This is a genomic window from Mucilaginibacter robiniae (assembly GCF_012849215.1).
GTDB classification, from domain to species: domain Bacteria; phylum Bacteroidota; class Bacteroidia; order Sphingobacteriales; family Sphingobacteriaceae; genus Mucilaginibacter; species Mucilaginibacter robiniae.
Genome location: NZ_CP051682.1, coordinates 3,266,606 through 3,285,361 on the forward strand (window position 1 = coordinate 3,266,606; position 18,756 = coordinate 3,285,361).

The following is an 18,756-nucleotide window of genomic DNA, read 5'->3' on the forward strand; positions in this document are numbered from 1 at the left end:
ATGAAGCTTTTAAAAGGATGCCTGATTGGGTTGATGTTTTGGGTAGGATTTAGCATGGTACCTTTTACAAGCTTTGCACAAGGCAGTCTGGCAGCATCACCTGCCAGACTATTTTTTAGTAGTGCAGCCGGGCAAACCGTGATGCAAACTGTGCGGTTATCTAATTCAGGTAAATCGCCCATTATTGTGAAAGCCTCCTTGCAGGATTGGGAACGCGATAGTGTAGGCGCTAAAGTATATTACCCTGCAGGCAAGCTCAATCACTCCAATGCAGCTTGGCTAAAGTTTAGTCCTGAAATTATTGAACTCCAACCCGGCCAGGAACGGGATGTTGCTGTTAACATGACTATCCCACAAGGTGCCGACCAAGCCAGCGTAAAAAACTGCATGCTTTTTTTTACTCAGATTAATGAGCAAAAGGAGGCTACACGCCAAGGGCAAAAACAATTAGCCATCAGCATCAGGTTCGAAGTAGGCATACATATTTATTACACCCCACCTGCATTAACAAAAAAGGAGTTAAATGTAGTCGCTTTTGAAGATCGTGGCCATGTTGAAAACCAAGAAGGTACTTTTAAGCGTCTAGCTCTGGTTGTAAAAAATACTGGTGAGGTTAATGCCGATGCACGTGTGCATTTAGAAGTAACGGATGCCGGCTCGGGAGAAGAGTTTAAGTTTCCGGATAAACCAATTGCTATGTTGCCTGGAGCCAGGCAGGTGGTGTATATTGATATTCCGGCTAAGCTGGCCGGGCGCAAGCTGGTAGCCGTAGCCATGTTGGATAGTGGCATAACCTCTGACCTGAAAGTGGCCGAAAAGGCTTTTGACTATGTTAAATAATGCACTTAAACTAGTGCTTATCTTTATACTTTGGCAACCATGCCGAATATATGCACAAGTATCTTTATCTCTATCTCTTTCAATAAAACCAAATACTGTCAGCAGTTCCTTTAGTTTTGATAATACGAATTATAGCACTGCCGCAGCAAGCGGTAGTAATGTGTCTGCTGCCAGCTTTGCATTTACCCGAGGAACATTAGGGCTAACAGGAACCGGAGCTTTGCCTAAAGTTACTTTAAAGGCTTCACAAACCAGCTTTACTTACACACCCGCTAGTGGCTTACCCAGTACTACAACTAACACGGTTTTGGCCAATGTAGTAACCGCCGCTATTACTGATGTGAGTGGAAGCGATAAAGTTACCGGCTTATTAAGCAGTATATTATCTGCCAGCCACCCCATTGTGCCCACTACTAGTGAACAATCAATTTTTGATGGCTTGGCCAGTGTCTCCCTTAATCTGTTTGGGACTGACCGGCCTGTAACTGTTCAGTATAGCATTTCCACCGTCGGAATATCGCAGCTTTTAAAGGCGGCAGGTACTTATACTTTACCATTGGTTTATACTAGTTATGGGGCTTTAGGTGGAGTTAATAGTACGGCAAATGTTTCACTGACTATACAAGTTTCAGCCTTCACGATTATAAATGGTTTAGCGGATGTGCCCAGATTGAAATTTACTCAAGCGGCCGATTATATCAATGGTCCGCAATCTGTACCGGTGCAGCATTCGTTCAATGTAACGAGTACGATTCCGTACACGGTTAAATTAAAAACAGGGTATTCTACCTTTGCTGATCAGAATGGTATAAACCAGCCGGGTATGCTGGTTTCTCACATTAAAACACAAGCAGGATCATCGGGCGGGCACGTAACTGCTATATCAGCACTAGCTACTACGGACAATATTGTGCTTACGGGCAATAGCGCTTTGCAAATTACAGAAAGCACGATGTACAGTATGTCGGCGCAATATACCAGTGCTTATTTAAATGCCGGTACTTACAATACGCCTGTGGTGTTTACCATGAGTAACAGTGTGGGGCAAACACAAAGCATTAATACCAATTTATACATTGATGTATCGCCTATAGCGCAGCTGGGCATTAATGGTCCGGTTGATTTAAGCTTTTTAACAGCCGATGATTATCGCAATGGTATTCATACCGATTTAACTAATCACTTACATGTGGATAAAAACAGCCCTTATGATATTTACGTAAAGGCAGGAGGTGCTTACCTGCAAGGCAATGGCACCAATATTAGTTTAAGTAACCTGATCAGCATACAGCCTATTGTAAATAGCAGTGCCATACCAGGTGCACCACACACTATTAAACTATCTACAGCTTATCAGGCTATCATTACCGGCGGCGGACCTGATATTAACAAAAACATCGGTGTACGTTATGCCATTAGTGCTGCTGATGCACAAAAGCTGCTCAACAAACCTGCCGGTACTTATTCTGCTACTATCATATACAGTTTCACAGCACAGTAAAATGTAATTAGCCATCTGTGGTTTAGGTATGTGAAGTCGGGAGCGAAAAGCTAAAGGTACTGCCTTCGCCAATGGCGCTTTGTACCCATATTCTGCCGTTTTGTGCTTCAATAAAATCACGCGAAATAGCCAACCCTAATCCGGAACCTGATTTGTTTTGCCCATCGGTAGGTACTTGGAAATAGCGGTCGAACAAGCGTTTCTGGTATTGCTCATCAATGCCTTTGCCACTGTCGCGCACAGAAAACTCTACTTGGTTTTTACGGGCAATAGTTTGAATAATCACTTTTGATTTTTCCGGACTGTAGCGTAAAGCGTTTGATAGAAAGTTAACCAGCACCCAAGCGGTCTTTTCTACATCGGCCAGTACATCAGGCAGGCGTTCATTACGTACAAAGTTTATTTGAACGCCTTTTTGTTCGGCTTGAAATCGAACCGAATTCAGCGCATAATCAACAATCTGCATAGGCTTTACCGGAACAAAGTTCAGCTGAATATTGCCGGTTTCTACTTGTGCTAAATCCAGTAGTTCGCTAGTAATTTTAAGCAGTCGGTCATTATCTTCCTGTATATTTTCAAGTAGCTGCTGCTGCTCGGTATTGGTTTGGCCTATGCGCTCATCTTTCAGTAGTTTCAGGCTCATTTTAATAGAAGCAATAGGCGTTTTTAGCTCATGCGATATAGTAGCAATAAAATTAGTTTTGGCTTCGTCTCGCTCCTTAAACTCGGTTACATTTCGGAGCACATACACCATACCGGCCGATTTACCAGCAATACGTATAACATCCGAAGGTTCGTTGCTCAGGTTGGGCACCGTAATTTCCCTGCTTTCCAGTTGAAAGTAAGTTTCCTTGCCATTCACTACAATTTTCAACGGTTTCAATTCGGGTTGGCCTGATAGTACATGATGAAACAAATCATTGCCCTGCATCAGTTCCTGCACATTTTGCCCAACTACTTTGCTGTGATTTAGGTGCAGCAAATTGCGGGCGGCATCGTTAATAAATAGTACTTCTTGCTTTTCGCTAATACCAATAATGGCATCCTGCATTTGTTCAATAATGGTTTCAATACGCCGCTTTTCCGACATTACGGTAGCCAGGTTGCTGTTTTCCCATTCGTTGAGCCGGACAGCCATGCTGTTAAACGCAGTGGCCAGTTCGCCAAACTCATCATTACGGTTAAAGTTGAGGTGCTGGCGATAATTTTTGTGGCTGATTTCCTGTATGCCTTCCAGTAAAGCCCGCAACGGACCAGCCACAATATCCGGAAAGTTAACACTGAAACTGAACAGTACCAGAAAGGTAAAAGTACCTACCAAGCCCAAGAGTACTATAGCATGGTTAACGGCAGCACGTGCCCGGTCATTTTTTTTCACAATAGCCTGCATGTTCAGGGTTTCAATGGTTCTGAGTTGCTGGCGTATCTGGCGTTCGGTTTCCTGCAAGTTGCGAACCTTGGCAGATGGTGATATGAATTGTGCAAACTTTTGCTGCAACTGTTCCGTAGCAGCAGCCTCGCCATTTTCAGTAATATTATGCTCTTGCTGGGCAAGTTGGTTCTTGAAATCAGTGATTGCTTTAATATTTAGCGGTACTGAATTCTCATCCAAAATGGTACGCATAGCTTTGGTGTAGCCCAACGTTTCATAATTGTTTTTCAAGATAGTTTTGGCGCTGGCTGCTATCTCCTGAATGTAGTAGAGTGAGGTGGCTCCGAAAAGTAGAACGGCCAGAAATAAAAAGCCAAATCCTAAACGAAGCTTATGTCTAATTTTCATTGTAAAATAACTAAGTCGGCTATTATAATGTCAGCTGATCTGGCCTAAAATAATCTTTAAAGATAAGCCATAATTAACAGTGTGTAACTGATACGGGTAGGAATTAGCAATAAGTTTTAAAATGATAAGCTATATAAAGCAGCATACCCCTCCAAAATGGAAGGGTATGCTGCTTGTAGTTTATTAACCAGTTTTAGTGTGTTACCTCTACACGTTTTAGTTTGATGTTGGATAATGGGTTTACTACCAATGGTATCATCTCTACCCGTGTTTCACTGGTATCTAAACCGAAAGCTTTAGCATCGCCCTGCGCCAGGTGCTTGATAGCGAAATAGCTGTTCAAGATAAAGCCTTCAGTTAAGCTAAAAGTATTGTTGTACGACAAAAATTTCTCGATCAGTACAAACTGAAAATCGGCCGGCAGGTTGTAGCTGCCTAATGATTCATAACGACTGGTAATATCCAGTTCGCCGCGGGCAATCATCTCCTCAACCGCTTTGCGGAATAATACATTTACGCGCGGCTGTATACGGAACCCTATGCGGAACTCCAGGCGTATTACTTTATCGTTTTCCAGTTCTTCTACCGTGTACTCCATAGTATAGGGTTCGTCTGTACGCTCCAAGTGTACGAACCAGTACACATCGGCCCGCTTAGGCTTACGACTTAAAATGGAGTAGATTACCTTTTGTTCAATTTGCTTGCTGTTGTTGGCTTTAGTTAAGTAAATCAAATGCGTAGCAAATTTCGGAATACCCTGGTCGTTGCTCATGGCGTGCAGCATCGGGATATAATCTTTCAGATCCACAAAATGTAAAAACCGGTTGTTGATTTTGCGGGCACGATACCAGATATACATGGTGAAAATCAGCCCTACTTCAAATACCAGGAAGAATAATCGTTTAAGTAGCTTAACGGCATTAGCCACAAAAAATGAGAACTCTACCGAAACAAATACGCAGATGATTAGCACTACCAGCCATACCGGCCAATGCTTTTTATAACGCATAAAGTAGTACATCAGGAAGGTAGTCATGAGCATGGCTACTGTGATGGAAAAGCCATAAGCCGCCGTCATGGATTCGGAAGTGCGGAAGTATAGCGTTACCGCAATACAGCCAAAACATAAAAGCCAGTTGATGCTTGGAATATAAATTTGCCCCCGAATATTGGAAGGATATTTTACTGTAATGCGTGGCCAGAAGTTCATGCTTACGGCTTCACTAATCAGCGTAAAGGAACCGCTAATCAGGGCTTGGCTGGCAATAATGGTAGCCATAGTAGCAATACCAATTGCGGGTAATAAAAACTGATGTGGTACAATTTCAAAAAAAGGATTAACCCCTTCAAAGTTGTGGTACTTGGTTTGGGTAAGTACCCAAGCACCTTGCCCCAGGTAGTTAAGCACTAAACAGGTTTTTACAAATATCCAGCTTGCCTGAATGTTTTTACGACCACAATGCCCCAAATCAGAATATAATGCTTCGGCACCGGTGGTGCACAAAAATACAGCACCCAATAGCCAGAACCCGCGCGGATGTTCGGTAAGCAAATGCCAGCCATAAGCCGGATTAAGCGCCTTAATGATTTCCGGATAATGAGCTACCTGGATTGTACCCAAAGTGCCCAGCATTAAAAACCAGATAAGCATGATAGGACCAAAAGCTGAACCCACCACGTTAGTACCAAACTGCTGAAAGAAAAACAGCAGTACTAATATACCAATTACGATACCTAAAATTAAGTGGTTACCCGGTACAAAGCTTTGCTTTAAGGCCGGCACTAAGCCCAAACCTTCAATAGCTGAAGTGACTGAAATAGGTGGCGTGATGATACCATCGGCTAGCAGCGTACCAGCGCCAATGATGGCTGGTATAGCCAGAGCTTTACCATACCGGCGTATTAAAGCGTATAAAGAAAATATACCACCCTCACCGCGGTTATCGGCTTGCAGGGTGATAATGATATACTTAAAAGTGGTTTGCAGCGTAAGCGTCCAGAATACACATGAAATAGCGCCTAGCACTAAAAATGAATCTGAGCGACCACCTTCTTTTAATAAAGTTTGAAAGGTATAGAGGGGCGAGGTGCCGATATCGCCAAAGATGATACCAAGCGTGATAAGCAAGCCGGCGGCTGATAGCTTTTTGAAATGAGGAGTATTCATAAATTTACCAAAAACAACACTGTTCTGTTTGCTTTGGGACGGTGGCAACCACCATGCCATTATGAAAAAACCTGCGTTTTCAAGCTTTAAACGCAGGTTTTGCTATTAAGCTTATTTGAGTACCTTTTCATTTTGAAAGGGAATTTTTTCATTTTGAAAAGGTATGCTTTTCGTTTAAACCACCAATTGGTACTCATCAATTTTACGGTATAAGGTAGTCAAGCCGATATTCAGCAAGCGGGCTGCTTCTGTTTTGTTACCTTTGGTGTACCGAAGTACATGCTGAATGTGATGCTTTTCAACTAAACTTAGGTCGAATACATCAGCTGCAATAGGCTGGCTGTTGCTGAAATTCATAGGCAGCAAATCAACAGTTAAGGTTTTTCCGTCCGATATAATCACGGCGCGTTCTATCATGTTTTTCAGCTCACGTATATTGCCTTTCCAAAGGTGATTGCTCAGCTGCCTGATAAAACCTTCCTCCATGCTTTTAACCTGTTGTCCCACCTTAGCCGAAAATTCTTTCAAGTAATGTTCAGCCAGCAGCGGAATGTCTTCGATACGCTCATTTAATGAAGGCAGCAGAATGGTGAAAATGGAAAGTCGGTAAAATAAATCGCGTCTGAAATGTCCTTTCCCCACTTCTTCTTCCAAATTCCGGTTGGTAGCTGCAATTATCCGAATGCTGACTTTCTGGGTTTTGGTTTGCCCCAGCTTAATAAATTCTCCAGCTTCCAGAACCCGCAATAATTTAGCTTGCAGGTCAATATTCATTTCGCCTATCTCATCTAAAAACAAGGTGCCGCCATCGGCTTCTTCTATCAAGCCTTTTTTATCTTTAATAGCGCTGGTAAAAGCCCCGGCCTTATAACCAAATAGCTCGCTTTCCAGCAGTTCGGCACTAAAAGCACTGCAATTAAGAGCCACAAAGTTTTGCTGTTTGCGGTTGCTGTTGTAGTGGATGGCTTGTGCAAATACTTCTTTACCCGTACCAGTTTCGCCAAGCAGCAGTACGGTAGTGTCGGTTACTGATACACGCTTGGCTAAATCAATAGCCTGTTTGATAGGTTTGGAACGCCCAATAATAGTATCGAAACTATGCCGCTTAATCAGTTTGTTTTCTAGCTGAAAAAGTTTCAACTGTAATTCTGCTTTCTCAGCAGCTTTACTCACCAGCGGCAAAATACGGTCGTTATCATCACCTTTGGTAATGTAATCAAAAGCGCCGTTTTTCATGGCGGTTACCCCATCGGCAATGGTGCCGTAAGCCGTCAGGCAAATTACCTCAGTGTAAGGTTTCTTTTCTTTAATGGTTTTTACCAGTTCAACACCGCTGGCATCCGGCAGTTTTACATCACTGATAATTACCCAAACATCTTCCTGCATTAGTACTTTCAGCCCTTCTTTGGCGGTGGCTGCCTGCAATACCGTATAGCCTTCTAGTTGCAGTATGCGGGTCAGTAGCTGGCTTAATTTTTTTTCATCATCTATAATTAATATGCAGGCTTTCATGGGCAACAGGTAATTCAACTAATATACAATCACGCCTAGCTAATTTAATACCGAAATTGTTATGGATGAGTTAAGTGGTTGACCGTTAATAAATTGATTGAGTAAGTTATGATTCGGTTAGATAGGTGAATTTTCAAAATGGTAAGCGTTTTTTCAAAATGGAAAGGAGTAGTCGTAAGGAGGGTACATTCAGTATAGAGCACTACAGGATGTTTAAAACATTTAAAGTTGAAATTTATATAAATCATTAAGCTGACTTAGGCGCATCAAGCACCTGCTTACGTTGCCATAGCGGAATCAGCAATAAAACCAATACACCGCTGGCGAATAGCATTAGTATGCCCATTTGGTGAAAGTTATGGTCGGTTACACCATGGTGGAATAATGTTTTCAGGTGTGTGCTGGAAATGATGGCCCCTATGTAACCTGAAGTTCGGAACAAGCCAAACGAGATGCCTTTTTGTGCCAGTGGCGCTTCCTGGTTCAGCAAAGCTTGGTTGGCAATCATGTTAATGCCATCGGCAATACCAATAATCAGTGCTACGCCAATAATTAACACAACGCCCGATTGCTGATTTAAAACAAGCCAGCTTAAGCAAGCTATTAGCATAGTGATAACGCCCAATAAGTTTTGCTGAAATAATCGGCTGCTTTTCGAAACTAATAAGCCCATTATAATGGCCATAGCTGATTCGGGTAGCACCATTAATCCGGTATGACCCGGGCTAATATGTTTAACAGATTCTATCCACGGCGGCAAAGCATACATCATCTGGTACAAAATATAGTTGGTAGCCAGTGTACGCAGGTAGGTGAGGAGCAAGGCTGGCTTATCATGCAATAGCTTTACATCAATAAAAGGGGCAGGCTGCTTGCGTTCCCAACCAATCAAGCCACCTAGTAACGCTGCTGACGGCAACAGCAACCACCAGGAAAATGGTTTTTGAATAAGTGCAGTCATTAACGAAAGCAAAAAGCTGCTAAAGAGTAAAATGCCTATCACATCCAGCTTTTTGAATAGGCCCATTTGTTCACGTGTAGATGCGGTTGGAAAATCCGGAAGTGCTCTGGAGAGGTACAAGCCGGTAAGTACCCACGGGATGTTAATTAAAAAAATACCTTTCCAACCCAACCACTGGGTAAGCAGTCCACCCAATACTGGCCCCAGTACCATACTTACCTGGCTGGATATAGCCACTAAGCCTAACACTTGCCCCGGTACAGGTTGGTTAACTTCTGCATATTTTCGGTTAATGAGTGCTATAGCGGAAGGGTAAGCCGCTGATGTACCTAGTCCTAGTAATATGCGCGATACAATGAGCCAGCCAAATGCCGGTGCAAAAGCACCAATGCAGGCTGCTATTAGCACCAGTACAAAACCCACCGTATTTATTTTCTTTGCACTAAAAGTATCAGCCAATCTACCCATGAGCGGCTGGGCAACGGTGGCAGTTACATACAAGCAGGTAATGAGTATGGCACCCTGACCAACCGTGACTTTAAAAGAGTTGCAAAGGCTTAACAACGCCGTAGCCAGCATAGTGGAGTTAAGCGGATTCATCATGGTACTCAGTACCAGCGGCAGCATAAACCGGTACGGAGTGCCTGTATCTTTTATATCATTGTTCATATCAGTAACGGTTTAACAAATTAGATGGTAACTTTGAATTACCAATGCGCAAAAATAGGTAGTATGGTTGTTCTATACTGGTGTTTAATCAGCATCCAGCTTTTAGTTCATAAGAGTGATAGGTTAACTTCTATAATTCATGCTATCAGATACCTTGCCGCAAAGGTATTTACTCATTTTATCTGTATTGATCATGCGCTCGTCTTTTAAATTATTGCTTTCAGCTTTTTGGTGGTTGTTAACTATGGTGATAGGGGTAGCCCAAACGCATAAGCCGCCCACCTATGTGGATGCGCAAGGCATTTTCCGGTGGACGAAGGATAAATCGCCTGTCTATTTGTTTGGTGTCAACTATACGGCTCCTTTTGCCTATGGCTATCGGTCGATAAAGGCACTGAATATCAATGTAGAGAAAGAGATAGACCAGGATGTTTATCATTTAGCCCGTATGGGTGTTGATGCCTTCCGGGTACACGTTTGGGATACAGAAATCAGTGATTCGTTAGGTAATCTGAAAAATAACGAACATTTGCGACTGTTCGATTACTTGCTTTCCAAACTAGAAGCTCGTGGTATTCGTGCGATTATTACCCCTATTGCCTTTTGGGGGAATGGCTATCCGGAGCAGGATGAACATACCGGCAGCTTTAGTGACAAGTATGGTAAAAATGGGTCTTTGGTAAACGAGCAAGCTTTCGTGGCGCAAGAACGTTATTTAAAGCAGCTTTTTAGCCACATGAACCCCTATACTCATAAAACCTACACGGACGACGATTTTATCATTGCTACCGAAATTAACAATGAGCCGCATCCTAGCGGATCTAAAGAGCGTGCCACGCAGTATATTAATCGTATGATGGCGGCCATTAAATCTACTGGCTGGAATAAGCCGGTGTTTTACAACATCAGCGAATCGCCTGCGTATGCTGATGCGGTAGCTAAATCTAACGTTAACGGGTTTAGTTTCCAATGGTACCCGATTGGCTTGGTGGCCGGGCATGAACAAAAAGGAAACTTCTTGCCCAACGTTGATCGTTATACCATTCCGTATGATACCATACCACAGTTTAAAAACAAAGCCCGGATGGTGTATGAGTTTGATGCTGCCGATATATTGCAATCATGTATATATCCGGCAGTTGCCCGCAGCTTTAAGGCCGCTGGTTTCCAGTGGGTAACGCAATTCGCTTACGACCCAATGGCTACGGCTTATGGTAATACCGAGTATCAAACCCATTTTTTAAACCTGGCCTACACGCCAGGTAAAGCTATTAGTCTGTTGATTGCCAATCGGGTGTTTCATCAACTGCCACGTAATAAAGCTTACGGCAGCTATCCGGCTGATAGTGTTTTTGATGCTTATCATGTAAGCTATAGCCAGAACATGAGCGAGATGAATACGGCAAAGGAGTTTTATTATTCAGGTGCTACATCAACGCAGCCAATTGCTGTAAGCAAGCTGGAGCATGTTGCCGGTATAGGTAGTTCGCCAATAGTTAAATACGCTGGTTATGGCGCTTATTTTATAGATAAGCTGGAAAATGGTGTTTGGCGTTTAGAGGTGATGCCCGATGCTATTACCGTGCGTGACCCATTTGAGCGGCCTTCTCCTGACCGGGAGGCAGTTCATATTCAATGGAGTACACAGCCTATGCAACTAACGTTGTCTGACTTGGGCGCCAACTTTGCAGTAAAAGGCATCAACGCTGAAGATAGCTATCAAACTACAGCACAAGACGGGCATTTTGATATTCAGCCTGGAACCTACCTGTTGACTAAAAGAGGAAAAAACGCCAATAAGTGGACAAGCGACAAACGTGTAGGCTATATCCGATTAGATGAATTTGTGGCTCCTAAATCCCGGAGCGCGGACCCTTACGTAACTCATACACCCTTAACGGAAGTAAGCACAGGCAAGGCTATAACTATTAACGCAAAAATTATCAATATTGATTCTGCCGATAAGGTCACGCTGGTAGTCAATCGTGGTTTCGGTCCGTGGGTTTTTATGTCTATGAATCGGGTTACGCCTTATTATTATAGTGCCGTGATACCCGATAATCAGGTAACTACAGGAGTGTTAAGTTATCACATTATTATTCAGCGCAGCAGTAACACCTATTGGGCATTTCCAAGTGGTCACCAAGGTAATCCTTACGCCTGGAACTATACGAACCAGGATAGCTGGCAAACTTTTGTAGCAGCGCCACACAGCAGTATTACATTATTTAATGCCACAACCGATAAAGATAAAACCAATACTTACTATCCTGATTACAGCCGTGAAGGTGGCGTGCAATATGTGAGCGGTACCACCACCGGGCAATTGGCTTTGCAATTATTATCTCCCACAATGCGTAAAAACGAGGTAATAGGCTTTCAGTTGTATGTAGGTAATAAACTGAAGGGACGATTAACCGACTTACCTGCATTCGGTAAAATAGTAGTGAGAGCACGTGCGCAAAGCAGCTTACCGGCTAAGTTGCGGATAGCATTAACCTTAGCTGATGCTTCAACTTATGCCACTTATATAGATTTAAGTGATGATTTCAAATATATTGAAATTCCATTAGCAGCTTTTAAACCTGATTCTAGTTTGTTGTTGCCACGGCCATATCCCGGCTTTATGCCACTTTGGTTTAAAGCGAGTCACTTTAGTGGTTTGAACTTGATAAAGGTCGATAAACTGGAAGTAACCGCAGGTAATGATGTAGCCGCTGGTCACTTTAACCAACCATTAGGTATTCAGGTGGAATCGGTTTTCCTGAAACAATAAATGCTTAATCCAATTAAGCTTACAATAAACCTGAAAGTTTAGCGCTTGGTTTAAAATAGATATGAGAAGAGCATTTTTTACTCTGTTGATCGCCATTGGTTGTCAACTCGGTACCGCGTTAGCGCAAATAGCTGATAGTGACAAAAGTCAACCGTCAGAAATTGTGGTAACACCTTACAAAACTACCATGATAGCTGATGGTCGGGATGTTGCCCAAATCAAAATAACCGTAATTGATAAACAGGGGCAAGAGGTTACCCAAAGCAATAAGGTGGTACATTTTGTTATTACAGGAGATGCAAAAGTAATTGGTACTCGCCACGGTAATGAAGCTCCACAAGTTGCTGCAAATATTACCGAGGTTGGTTTACAAAACGGGGAAGTATGGTTAACCTTGCAAGCCGGCAAAAATAGGAATATTGTAAAGTTTGAGGCTAAAAGCAATGGACTAATTACGGGTTCTACCGAAATTCATACCATTCAGCCTGGAACGCCGCACCCGGTTACTACGGCTGCACCTATAGCCGGAACTGCTAAAATAACCAACAAAATTTTAGGGGCTGATATTTCCTTTCTGCCACAATTGGAAAGCCGGGGCATGAAGTTTTATGATACTAACGGACAACAATCCGATGTGTTGAGCATACTCAAAAGCAAAGGCTTTAACTATATCCGTTTACGTATTTTTGATCATCCAGATGCTGTTAAGGGCTATTCGTCCGGAAAAGGCTTTTGCGATTTGCCGCATACGCTGGCTATGGCCAAACGCATAAAAGCGGCCGGTTTGCACTTCCTGCTTGATTTCCATTATTCCGACACCTGGGCCGATCCACAACGGCAGGATAAGCCTGCAGCCTGGGCACAGTTAAACTTTGCTACTTTGCAGGATTCGGTACAAACTTATACCCGCCACGTTATGCAGGCATTAAAAAATCAGGGTACCGAGCCAGATATGGTACAGGTTGGTAATGAGATTAACCACGGTATGCTTTGGCCGGATGGTGCAGTTAACAATTTGGATAGTTTATCAAAATTGGTTTATGCCGGTATAAAGGGTGTAAAGGCGGTAAGTCCGTCGGCTATAATTATGTTGCACGTAGCCTTAGGTGGGCAGGATGAAGAATCCCGATTTTTTGTAGATAACATGTTAAAACGGCGAGTGCCGTTTGATGTCATCGGGCTATCTTATTACCCCAAATGGCATGGTACGCCCGATGATTTAAGCCATACCATGACCGATTTAACCCAATGTTACAACAAATATGTAATGGTTGCTGAATATTCGCAACGCAAACAGGAGGTAAATGATATAGCCTTCACAGCACCTGGTAACAAAGCATTAGGCACATTCATCTGGGAACCCCTGAATACCTGGGAAGCCTTTTTTGATAAAGACGGTAAAGCCAATGCCTACCTAAATGTTTATCCGGCAATTGCCCGCAAATACCATGTGCAGTAAATCTGTTTTATCTTAAATATTGAATGAAGAATTATATAGCTTGCTTTTTAGGAATTTTAGGTACCGCTTTCAGTGCTCGGGCGCAATATACGCCGCCATCGGTTACCAACTTTAACCAGAATTGGCAGTTTGTTAAAGATCTCGATACCAGTCAGGCTGCGCAAAGATTAAGCACAGCTACATCGATAAAAATAAGCTGGCAAAATGTTGCGTTACCTCATACGCCCCAGTTGGAACCCATACAAAAAGTGAAAGAACAATGGCAGGGCACCTGCTATTACCGTAAAACCTTTACGGTGCCCACTGCTAACAAAGGCAGGCGTATGGTCATACAATTTGACGCTGCCATGCATGAAGCTGATGTTTACCTAAATGGCAAGCACCTGTTTAAGCATTTGGGCGGCTATCTGCCGTTTGTGGTAGATGTTTCTGATGCCGTAAAGTTCAATCAGCCCAACTATTTGCTGGTAAAATTGAACAATCAGGATAATGCAGACATCCCACCGGGTAAGCCCATTAAAGATTTAGATTTTAACTACTATGGTGGTTTGTACCGCAATGCTTGGTTAATTACCCGCAATAAGTTATACATCAGCGATGCCGTACAAGAAAACAGGGAGGCCGGCGGTGGTATCCTGATACATGATGACAATGTGAGTAAAGAAAGCGCCAGCTTGGGTGTTAAAGTAGAAGTCAGAAACCAATATGCTACCGCACAACAAGCCAGCATCGTGTTAATTTTGAAAGATGTAGCCGGGCAAACCGTAGCCACCGCAAGTACCGGGCAACAAACTATAGGGCAGGGGCATATGGGTACTTTTAGTCAAAGCTTAAAGGTGCAGGCGCCAAAGCTTTGGTCGGTTACTAAACCTTACCTGTACCGGCTTACTGTGCAGGTACTGCAAGGCGGCAAAGTAACCGATGTGCAAACGGTTAAAACCGGTATCCGCAGCATTAAATTTGTACCGGGCGGCTTTTACCTGAACAATGAAAAAGTAACTATTTCGGGCACTAACCGGCATCAGGAATATCCTTATATTGGTTACGCTCTGTCAGATAACGCGCAGTATCGCGATGCCTGGAAAATTAAAAATGCAGGTTTTAACTTTGTCAGATGCTCACATTATCCACCTTCGCCTGCGTTTTTAGATGCTTGTGATGAGTTAGGTATCCTGGTGATGGATGCTATTCCGGGCTGGCAGTTTTTTGGCGGACCAGCATTCCAGGTGAACAGCTTGCAGAACATTCAGGATATGATACATCGTGATCGCAATCATCCTTCCATCGTTTTGTGGGAATCTTCACTGAATGAAACCGGAATGAGCAAAGAGTATATGGACAAGGCGCATAAACTAACTCATCAGGAACTGCCATTTGCCGATACTTACAGTTCAGGATGGATAGATTATGCTTATGATGTAGTGAACCCCGCCCGCCAGCATGCCAAAGCGCCTGATTACTGGAAGAAATATGATCACCCTAAACCTTTGCTGATTGCTGAATATGGCGATTGGGAGTACTACGCCCAAAATGCCGGATTTAACCAAAAAGCTTATGAAGGCTTGCAAAAAGAAGAGCGCAATTCCCGGCAGTTACGCACTGATGGGCAGCAAAGGTTGTTACAGCAGGCACTTAACTTTCAGGAAGCGCATAATGATGATTTGTATGGCCCGGCTGTAGGGGATGCCAATTGGCTGATGTTTGATTACAAACGTGGCTATGCGCCTGATATTGAATCATCAGGGATTATGGATATTTACCGCCTGCCTAAATTTAGCTTTTACTTTTACCAAAGCCAATATGGACCGGTGCCTGATGCCAATGGTATGGGCAAGCCTATGCTATTTATTGCCAATTACTGGAATGATAGCAAGCAGAAAACCGTGAAAATATACAGCAATTGCCAGCAAGTAGAATTGTTGGTGAATGGCCATTCAGTGGGTAAGCAAAAGCCAGATCAGGATGCTATGGCGAACAACCTGATTCATCCGCCATTTACATTTAACCTGAACAGTTATGAGGCTGGTGAGCTAAAAGCAGTTGGTTACATTAACGGTAAAGTAGCAATTACTGAATCGCGTAAAACGCCGGGTAAGCCTTACAAAATTGTGGTAGAAGCCGACCGTAGCGGTAAAGACTGGAAGGCAAACACCAACGATGCCTTGTTTTTTTATGCTTATGTAACCGACAAACAAGGAACGCCTATCCCCAATGCCAATAACCTGATTGAATTTACCGTAAGTAACGGTGCGCAGTTGGTAGGTAACTCATCCGTAACTGCCGAAGCTGGTATTGCTACAGCATTGATAAAAGCCGGCAGTAAACCTACTACGGTTAAAATAATGGCAGCAGCACAAGGCTTAAAACCAGCTACGCTGAACTATGCTATTAAATAAATAACAAACCAACTAAAGGTTAATCAATAAAAAAGCCTATCCGTTTTGCGGATAGGCTTTTTTTATTGACAGACATAATTGATACTGCTTACAGTGTAGCCATATCAATTACGAAGCGATAATGTACATCACCAGCCAATGTACGCTCGTAAGCTTCATTGATCTGGTTAATGTTAATTACTTCTACATCCGAGGTAATACCATGCTCGGCACAGTAGTCTAGCATTTCTTGAGTTTCTTTAATACCGCCTACTAATGAACCTACCAAACTACGGCGACCTAAAATTAGCGGGAATGCACCTACTGGTGTACCTGCTGGCGGAGCGCCTAATAGTACCATGACACCATCAGTTTTCAGCAAGTTTAAATATTCATTATAGTCATGCTGAGCAGATACCGTATCAATAATCACGTTGAAACTGTTGGCCAGTTGGCTCATGGTATCTTTATCTGTAGTAAGTTTAAAGTAATGTGCGCCCAGTTCGGCAGCATCTTTTGCTTTGCTAGGTGAACGGCTCAACATAGTTACTTCGGCACCCATAGAAGCAGCTAGCTTTACAGCCATGTGGCCCAAACCGCCCAAACCTACTACCGCAACCTTATCACCAGCTTTAACGTTCCAGTGGCGTAAAGGTGAGTAGGTGGTAATACCAGCACACAGCAAAGGCGCTACTTTTTCTAGTGGCAATTTGTCTGATACCGATAATACGAAGTGTTGTGTTACCACGATATGGCTGGAATAACCGCCATAAGTAATGGTTTGCTTATCCTGGCTTGGAGAATTGTAGGTTTGTGTATGGCCATTTTCGCAATATTGTTCCAAATCGGCTTCACAGTTGGAGCAATGCATGCAGGAATCAACAAAGCAGCCTACACCTACGGTATCGCCTTCTTTAAAGCGGGTTACATTTTCGCCTACGCGCGTTACTTTACCCACAATTTCGTGGCCTGGAATAGCTGGGTAAACCGTACCGCCCCATTCATTACGGGCAGTGTGAATATCGGAGTGGCAAACACCACAATACAAAATTTTGATCTCTACATCATCCGGTCCAGGTTCGCGCCGGTCAATGCTGAAAGGGGCCAATGGTTGTTCTGCACTTTGTGCAGCATAGGCTTTTACTGATGTCATGTACGTTATATTTTATTGTTTAAACAGGCTTGCTGTTTGTTTATGCGGTGCAAATATCAATAGTAGGATTGGCAAGATTGCCATTGAAAAGTCTAATGTTTATTGCAGAACAGAAAAAAAACAAAGACTCTATAGTTTTAATGAATAATTATAATAATTATCTATATAGTACTTTAATGTTGCTTATTTGATATAGAATTATGCTGCTATACATAATGCTCACGAACGTTTACATATTTACAAAATAGTTACTTAGTAAATTTACTCTAACTCACCTATAGCCTTTTTGAATAAGGTAGTGTATAAATTATAATCTACCCGGGCTGTAATGGCTTGAGTATAACTTTGCTGCCATAGGGTTTGTGCCTGTAACCAATCGGTAGTGGTGATAGTGCCAGCCTTGAGGCGGTCGGTAGCCAAACGGAGGTTTTCGGTAGCTTGCTGTACGGATAAATTGGATAACGAAACATTTCTCTCGGCTTCCGTTACGTTATTGTAGTTACGACGGATATCTAAAGCGATTTTTTCACGCCCATCATTCAACTGGTAGCGTTTGGCATGAGTTCTGATTTCCTGCTGCCGTACAGCCTTGCGGTAATTACCCCAGTGAAATACGGGCACCCGTACGCTTAGCATAGCCAGCCAACTGGTTGAGTTGGAACCTACACTGATTGGTGCCGCACCATCGCCCAGAAATGAACCTAACAGGTTTACAGCGCCTGGCGTACTGGAGTTGGCATAAACGCCGTAACCTACAGCCGCAATTTGCGGCAGCATGTTCGCTACAGCTAACCGGGTTTGCAGTTCGCCAAACTCTACCGATTTGTTCAGCAATTGTACCTCAGGTCTTTTATCAATATTCACATCATAAGTTGAATCGGGCGGTAAGGCTACCGGGGTAAAAGGAACGGTATCTAATACATCAAATTGCTCTTTCAGTCCTAGGCCGGTTACCTGTAATAAATTCAGCTTGGCCAGCTTTAACCCATTTTCAGCCTTGAAAAGCTGAAGTTCATTTTGGTTGTATTGAACTTGTACCTGTAATACATCGTTTTTGTACTTTAAACCAGCTTGGTAGGCGTTGTTTACATCGGTTAAAGCATTAGTTAGATACTGGCGAGATTTCTTTAAAGTGGTAATCTGTTCCTTTAATGATACAATCTGCCAGTAAGCACTGTCTGTTTTTACAATGACATCCGCGCGGCTTTTTACTTGCTGTAATTGTTGTACATCTACATTGACCTGTGCCGCTTTTACACCATTGCGTACTTTGCCGCCATTATAAATTAGTTCGGTTACTGTACCACTGGTGGATACTGTACGTTCGGGCAAATACTTGCTTAATGGTCTGCCCAGATACAATGCTGTTGCCGATGCATCTACAGAAGGTAAGGCATTCGTTTTAACCCGTTCAACACCGAGTTTGGCAACTGATATCGAATCATTCTGAATACGGATTTGATTGTTTTGTTGCAAGGCCATTTGCCGGCTTTGCTCCAAGGTAAGTAGTTTTTGGGCGAAGGTAGCTTGGGCAGTTAGCATCAGTGCTAAACCTAGGCAACA

Annotated in this window: 11 protein-coding genes; 5 read left to right on the forward strand and 6 right to left on the reverse strand. The window is 43.0% G+C overall.

What is annotated here, in order from left to right:
* Together HH214_RS14490 and HH214_RS14495 are read left to right on the forward strand one after the other, a co-directional pair.
* Entirely contained in the window at positions 1–840 is an 840-nt protein-coding gene (locus tag HH214_RS14490) for a fimbrial biogenesis chaperone (protein WP_169608789.1), read from the forward strand.
* Positions 841–1,000: 160 nt separating this feature from the next.
* On the forward strand, positions 1,001–2,341 hold the full coding sequence (locus HH214_RS14495) for a hypothetical protein (RefSeq protein ID WP_169608791.1): 1,341 nt from the start codon (positions 1,001–1,003) through the stop codon (positions 2,339–2,341).
* A gap of 22 nt (positions 2,342–2,363) precedes the next feature.
* On the opposite strand, the gene HH214_RS14500 is transcribed toward HH214_RS14495, so the two are convergent.
* The 4 genes from HH214_RS14500 to HH214_RS14515 form a co-directional block, all read right to left on the reverse strand.
* Positions 2,364–4,121: a HAMP domain-containing sensor histidine kinase gene (locus tag HH214_RS14500; protein WP_169608793.1), complete on the reverse strand. Its 1,758-nt coding sequence runs from the start codon at positions 4,119–4,121 to the stop codon at positions 2,364–2,366.
* Between the two features lie 193 nt (positions 4,122–4,314).
* Positions 4,315–6,288 (reverse strand): KUP/HAK/KT family potassium transporter, encoded by a 1,974-nt coding sequence (locus tag HH214_RS14505; protein WP_169608795.1) that lies wholly within the window; start codon positions 6,286–6,288, stop codon positions 4,315–4,317.
* A gap of 174 nt (positions 6,289–6,462) precedes the next feature.
* A complete protein-coding gene (locus tag HH214_RS14510; protein WP_169608797.1) occupies positions 6,463–7,800 on the reverse strand; it encodes a sigma-54-dependent transcriptional regulator in 1,338 nt (445 codons plus the stop codon).
* A 247-nt stretch (positions 7,801–8,047) separates the two neighbouring features.
* The gene (locus tag HH214_RS14515) at positions 8,048–9,430 is read right to left on the reverse strand and encodes an MFS transporter (RefSeq protein ID WP_169608799.1); all 1,383 of its coding nucleotides are present in this window, start codon (positions 9,428–9,430) and stop codon (positions 8,048–8,050) included.
* Between the two features lie 193 nt (positions 9,431–9,623).
* Here HH214_RS14515 and HH214_RS14520 point away from each other — a divergent pair, with 193 nt between their 5' ends.
* The 3 genes from HH214_RS14520 to HH214_RS14530 all read left to right on the forward strand — a co-directional run bounded on the left by HH214_RS14520 (position 9,624) and on the right by HH214_RS14530 (position 16,061).
* A complete protein-coding gene (locus HH214_RS14520) occupies positions 9,624–12,206 on the forward strand; it encodes a cellulase family glycosylhydrolase (protein WP_169608801.1) in 2,583 nt (860 codons plus the stop codon).
* Positions 12,207–12,267: 61 nt separating this feature from the next.
* Positions 12,268–13,665, forward strand: coding sequence for a glycosyl hydrolase 53 family protein (locus tag HH214_RS14525; RefSeq protein WP_169608802.1), 1,398 nt, complete (start codon positions 12,268–12,270; stop codon positions 13,663–13,665).
* Positions 13,666–13,688: 23 nt separating this feature from the next.
* A complete protein-coding gene (locus HH214_RS14530; RefSeq protein ID WP_169608804.1) occupies positions 13,689–16,061 on the forward strand; it encodes a glycoside hydrolase family 2 protein in 2,373 nt (790 codons plus the stop codon).
* Between the two features lie 88 nt (positions 16,062–16,149).
* Here the strand turns inward: HH214_RS14530 and HH214_RS14535 are convergent, their stop codons facing one another.
* Both HH214_RS14535 and HH214_RS14540 read right to left on the reverse strand, forming a co-directional pair.
* Positions 16,150–17,193 (reverse strand): NAD(P)-dependent alcohol dehydrogenase, encoded by a 1,044-nt coding sequence (locus HH214_RS14535; protein WP_169608806.1) that lies wholly within the window; start codon positions 17,191–17,193, stop codon positions 16,150–16,152.
* A gap of 261 nt (positions 17,194–17,454) precedes the next feature.
* Positions 17,455–18,735, reverse strand: a complete 1,281-nt coding sequence (locus HH214_RS14540; RefSeq protein ID WP_211166232.1) for a TolC family protein — start codon at positions 18,733–18,735, stop codon at positions 17,455–17,457.
* Between the last annotated feature and the right edge of the window lie 21 nt (positions 18,736–18,756).

Excerpts from the sequence above, each read along its gene's own strand:
- HH214_RS14490 (WP_169608789.1), top strand. The coding sequence starts at position 1 with ATGAAGCTTTTAAAAGGATGCCTGATTGGGTTGATGTTTTGGGTAGGA.
- HH214_RS14500 (WP_169608793.1), bottom strand. The coding sequence starts at position 4,121 with ATGAAAATTAGACATAAGCTTCGTTTAGGATTTGGCTTTTTATTTCTG.
- HH214_RS14505 (WP_169608795.1), bottom strand. The coding sequence starts at position 6,288 with ATGAATACTCCTCATTTCAAAAAGCTATCAGCCGCCGGCTTGCTTATC.
- HH214_RS14510 (WP_169608797.1), bottom strand. The coding sequence starts at position 7,800 with ATGAAAGCCTGCATATTAATTATAGATGATGAAAAAAAATTAAGCCAG.
- HH214_RS14515 (WP_169608799.1), bottom strand. The coding sequence starts at position 9,430 with ATGAACAATGATATAAAAGATACAGGCACTCCGTACCGGTTTATGCTG.
- HH214_RS14520 (WP_169608801.1), top strand. The coding sequence starts at position 9,624 with ATGCGCTCGTCTTTTAAATTATTGCTTTCAGCTTTTTGGTGGTTGTTA.
- HH214_RS14525 (WP_169608802.1), top strand. The coding sequence starts at position 12,268 with ATGAGAAGAGCATTTTTTACTCTGTTGATCGCCATTGGTTGTCAACTC.
- HH214_RS14530 (WP_169608804.1), top strand. The coding sequence starts at position 13,689 with ATGAAGAATTATATAGCTTGCTTTTTAGGAATTTTAGGTACCGCTTTC.
- HH214_RS14535 (WP_169608806.1), bottom strand. The coding sequence starts at position 17,193 with ATGACATCAGTAAAAGCCTATGCTGCACAAAGTGCAGAACAACCATTG.
- HH214_RS14540 (WP_211166232.1), bottom strand. The coding sequence starts at position 18,735 with ATGCTAACTGCCCAAGCTACCTTCGCCCAAAAACTACTTACCTTGGAG.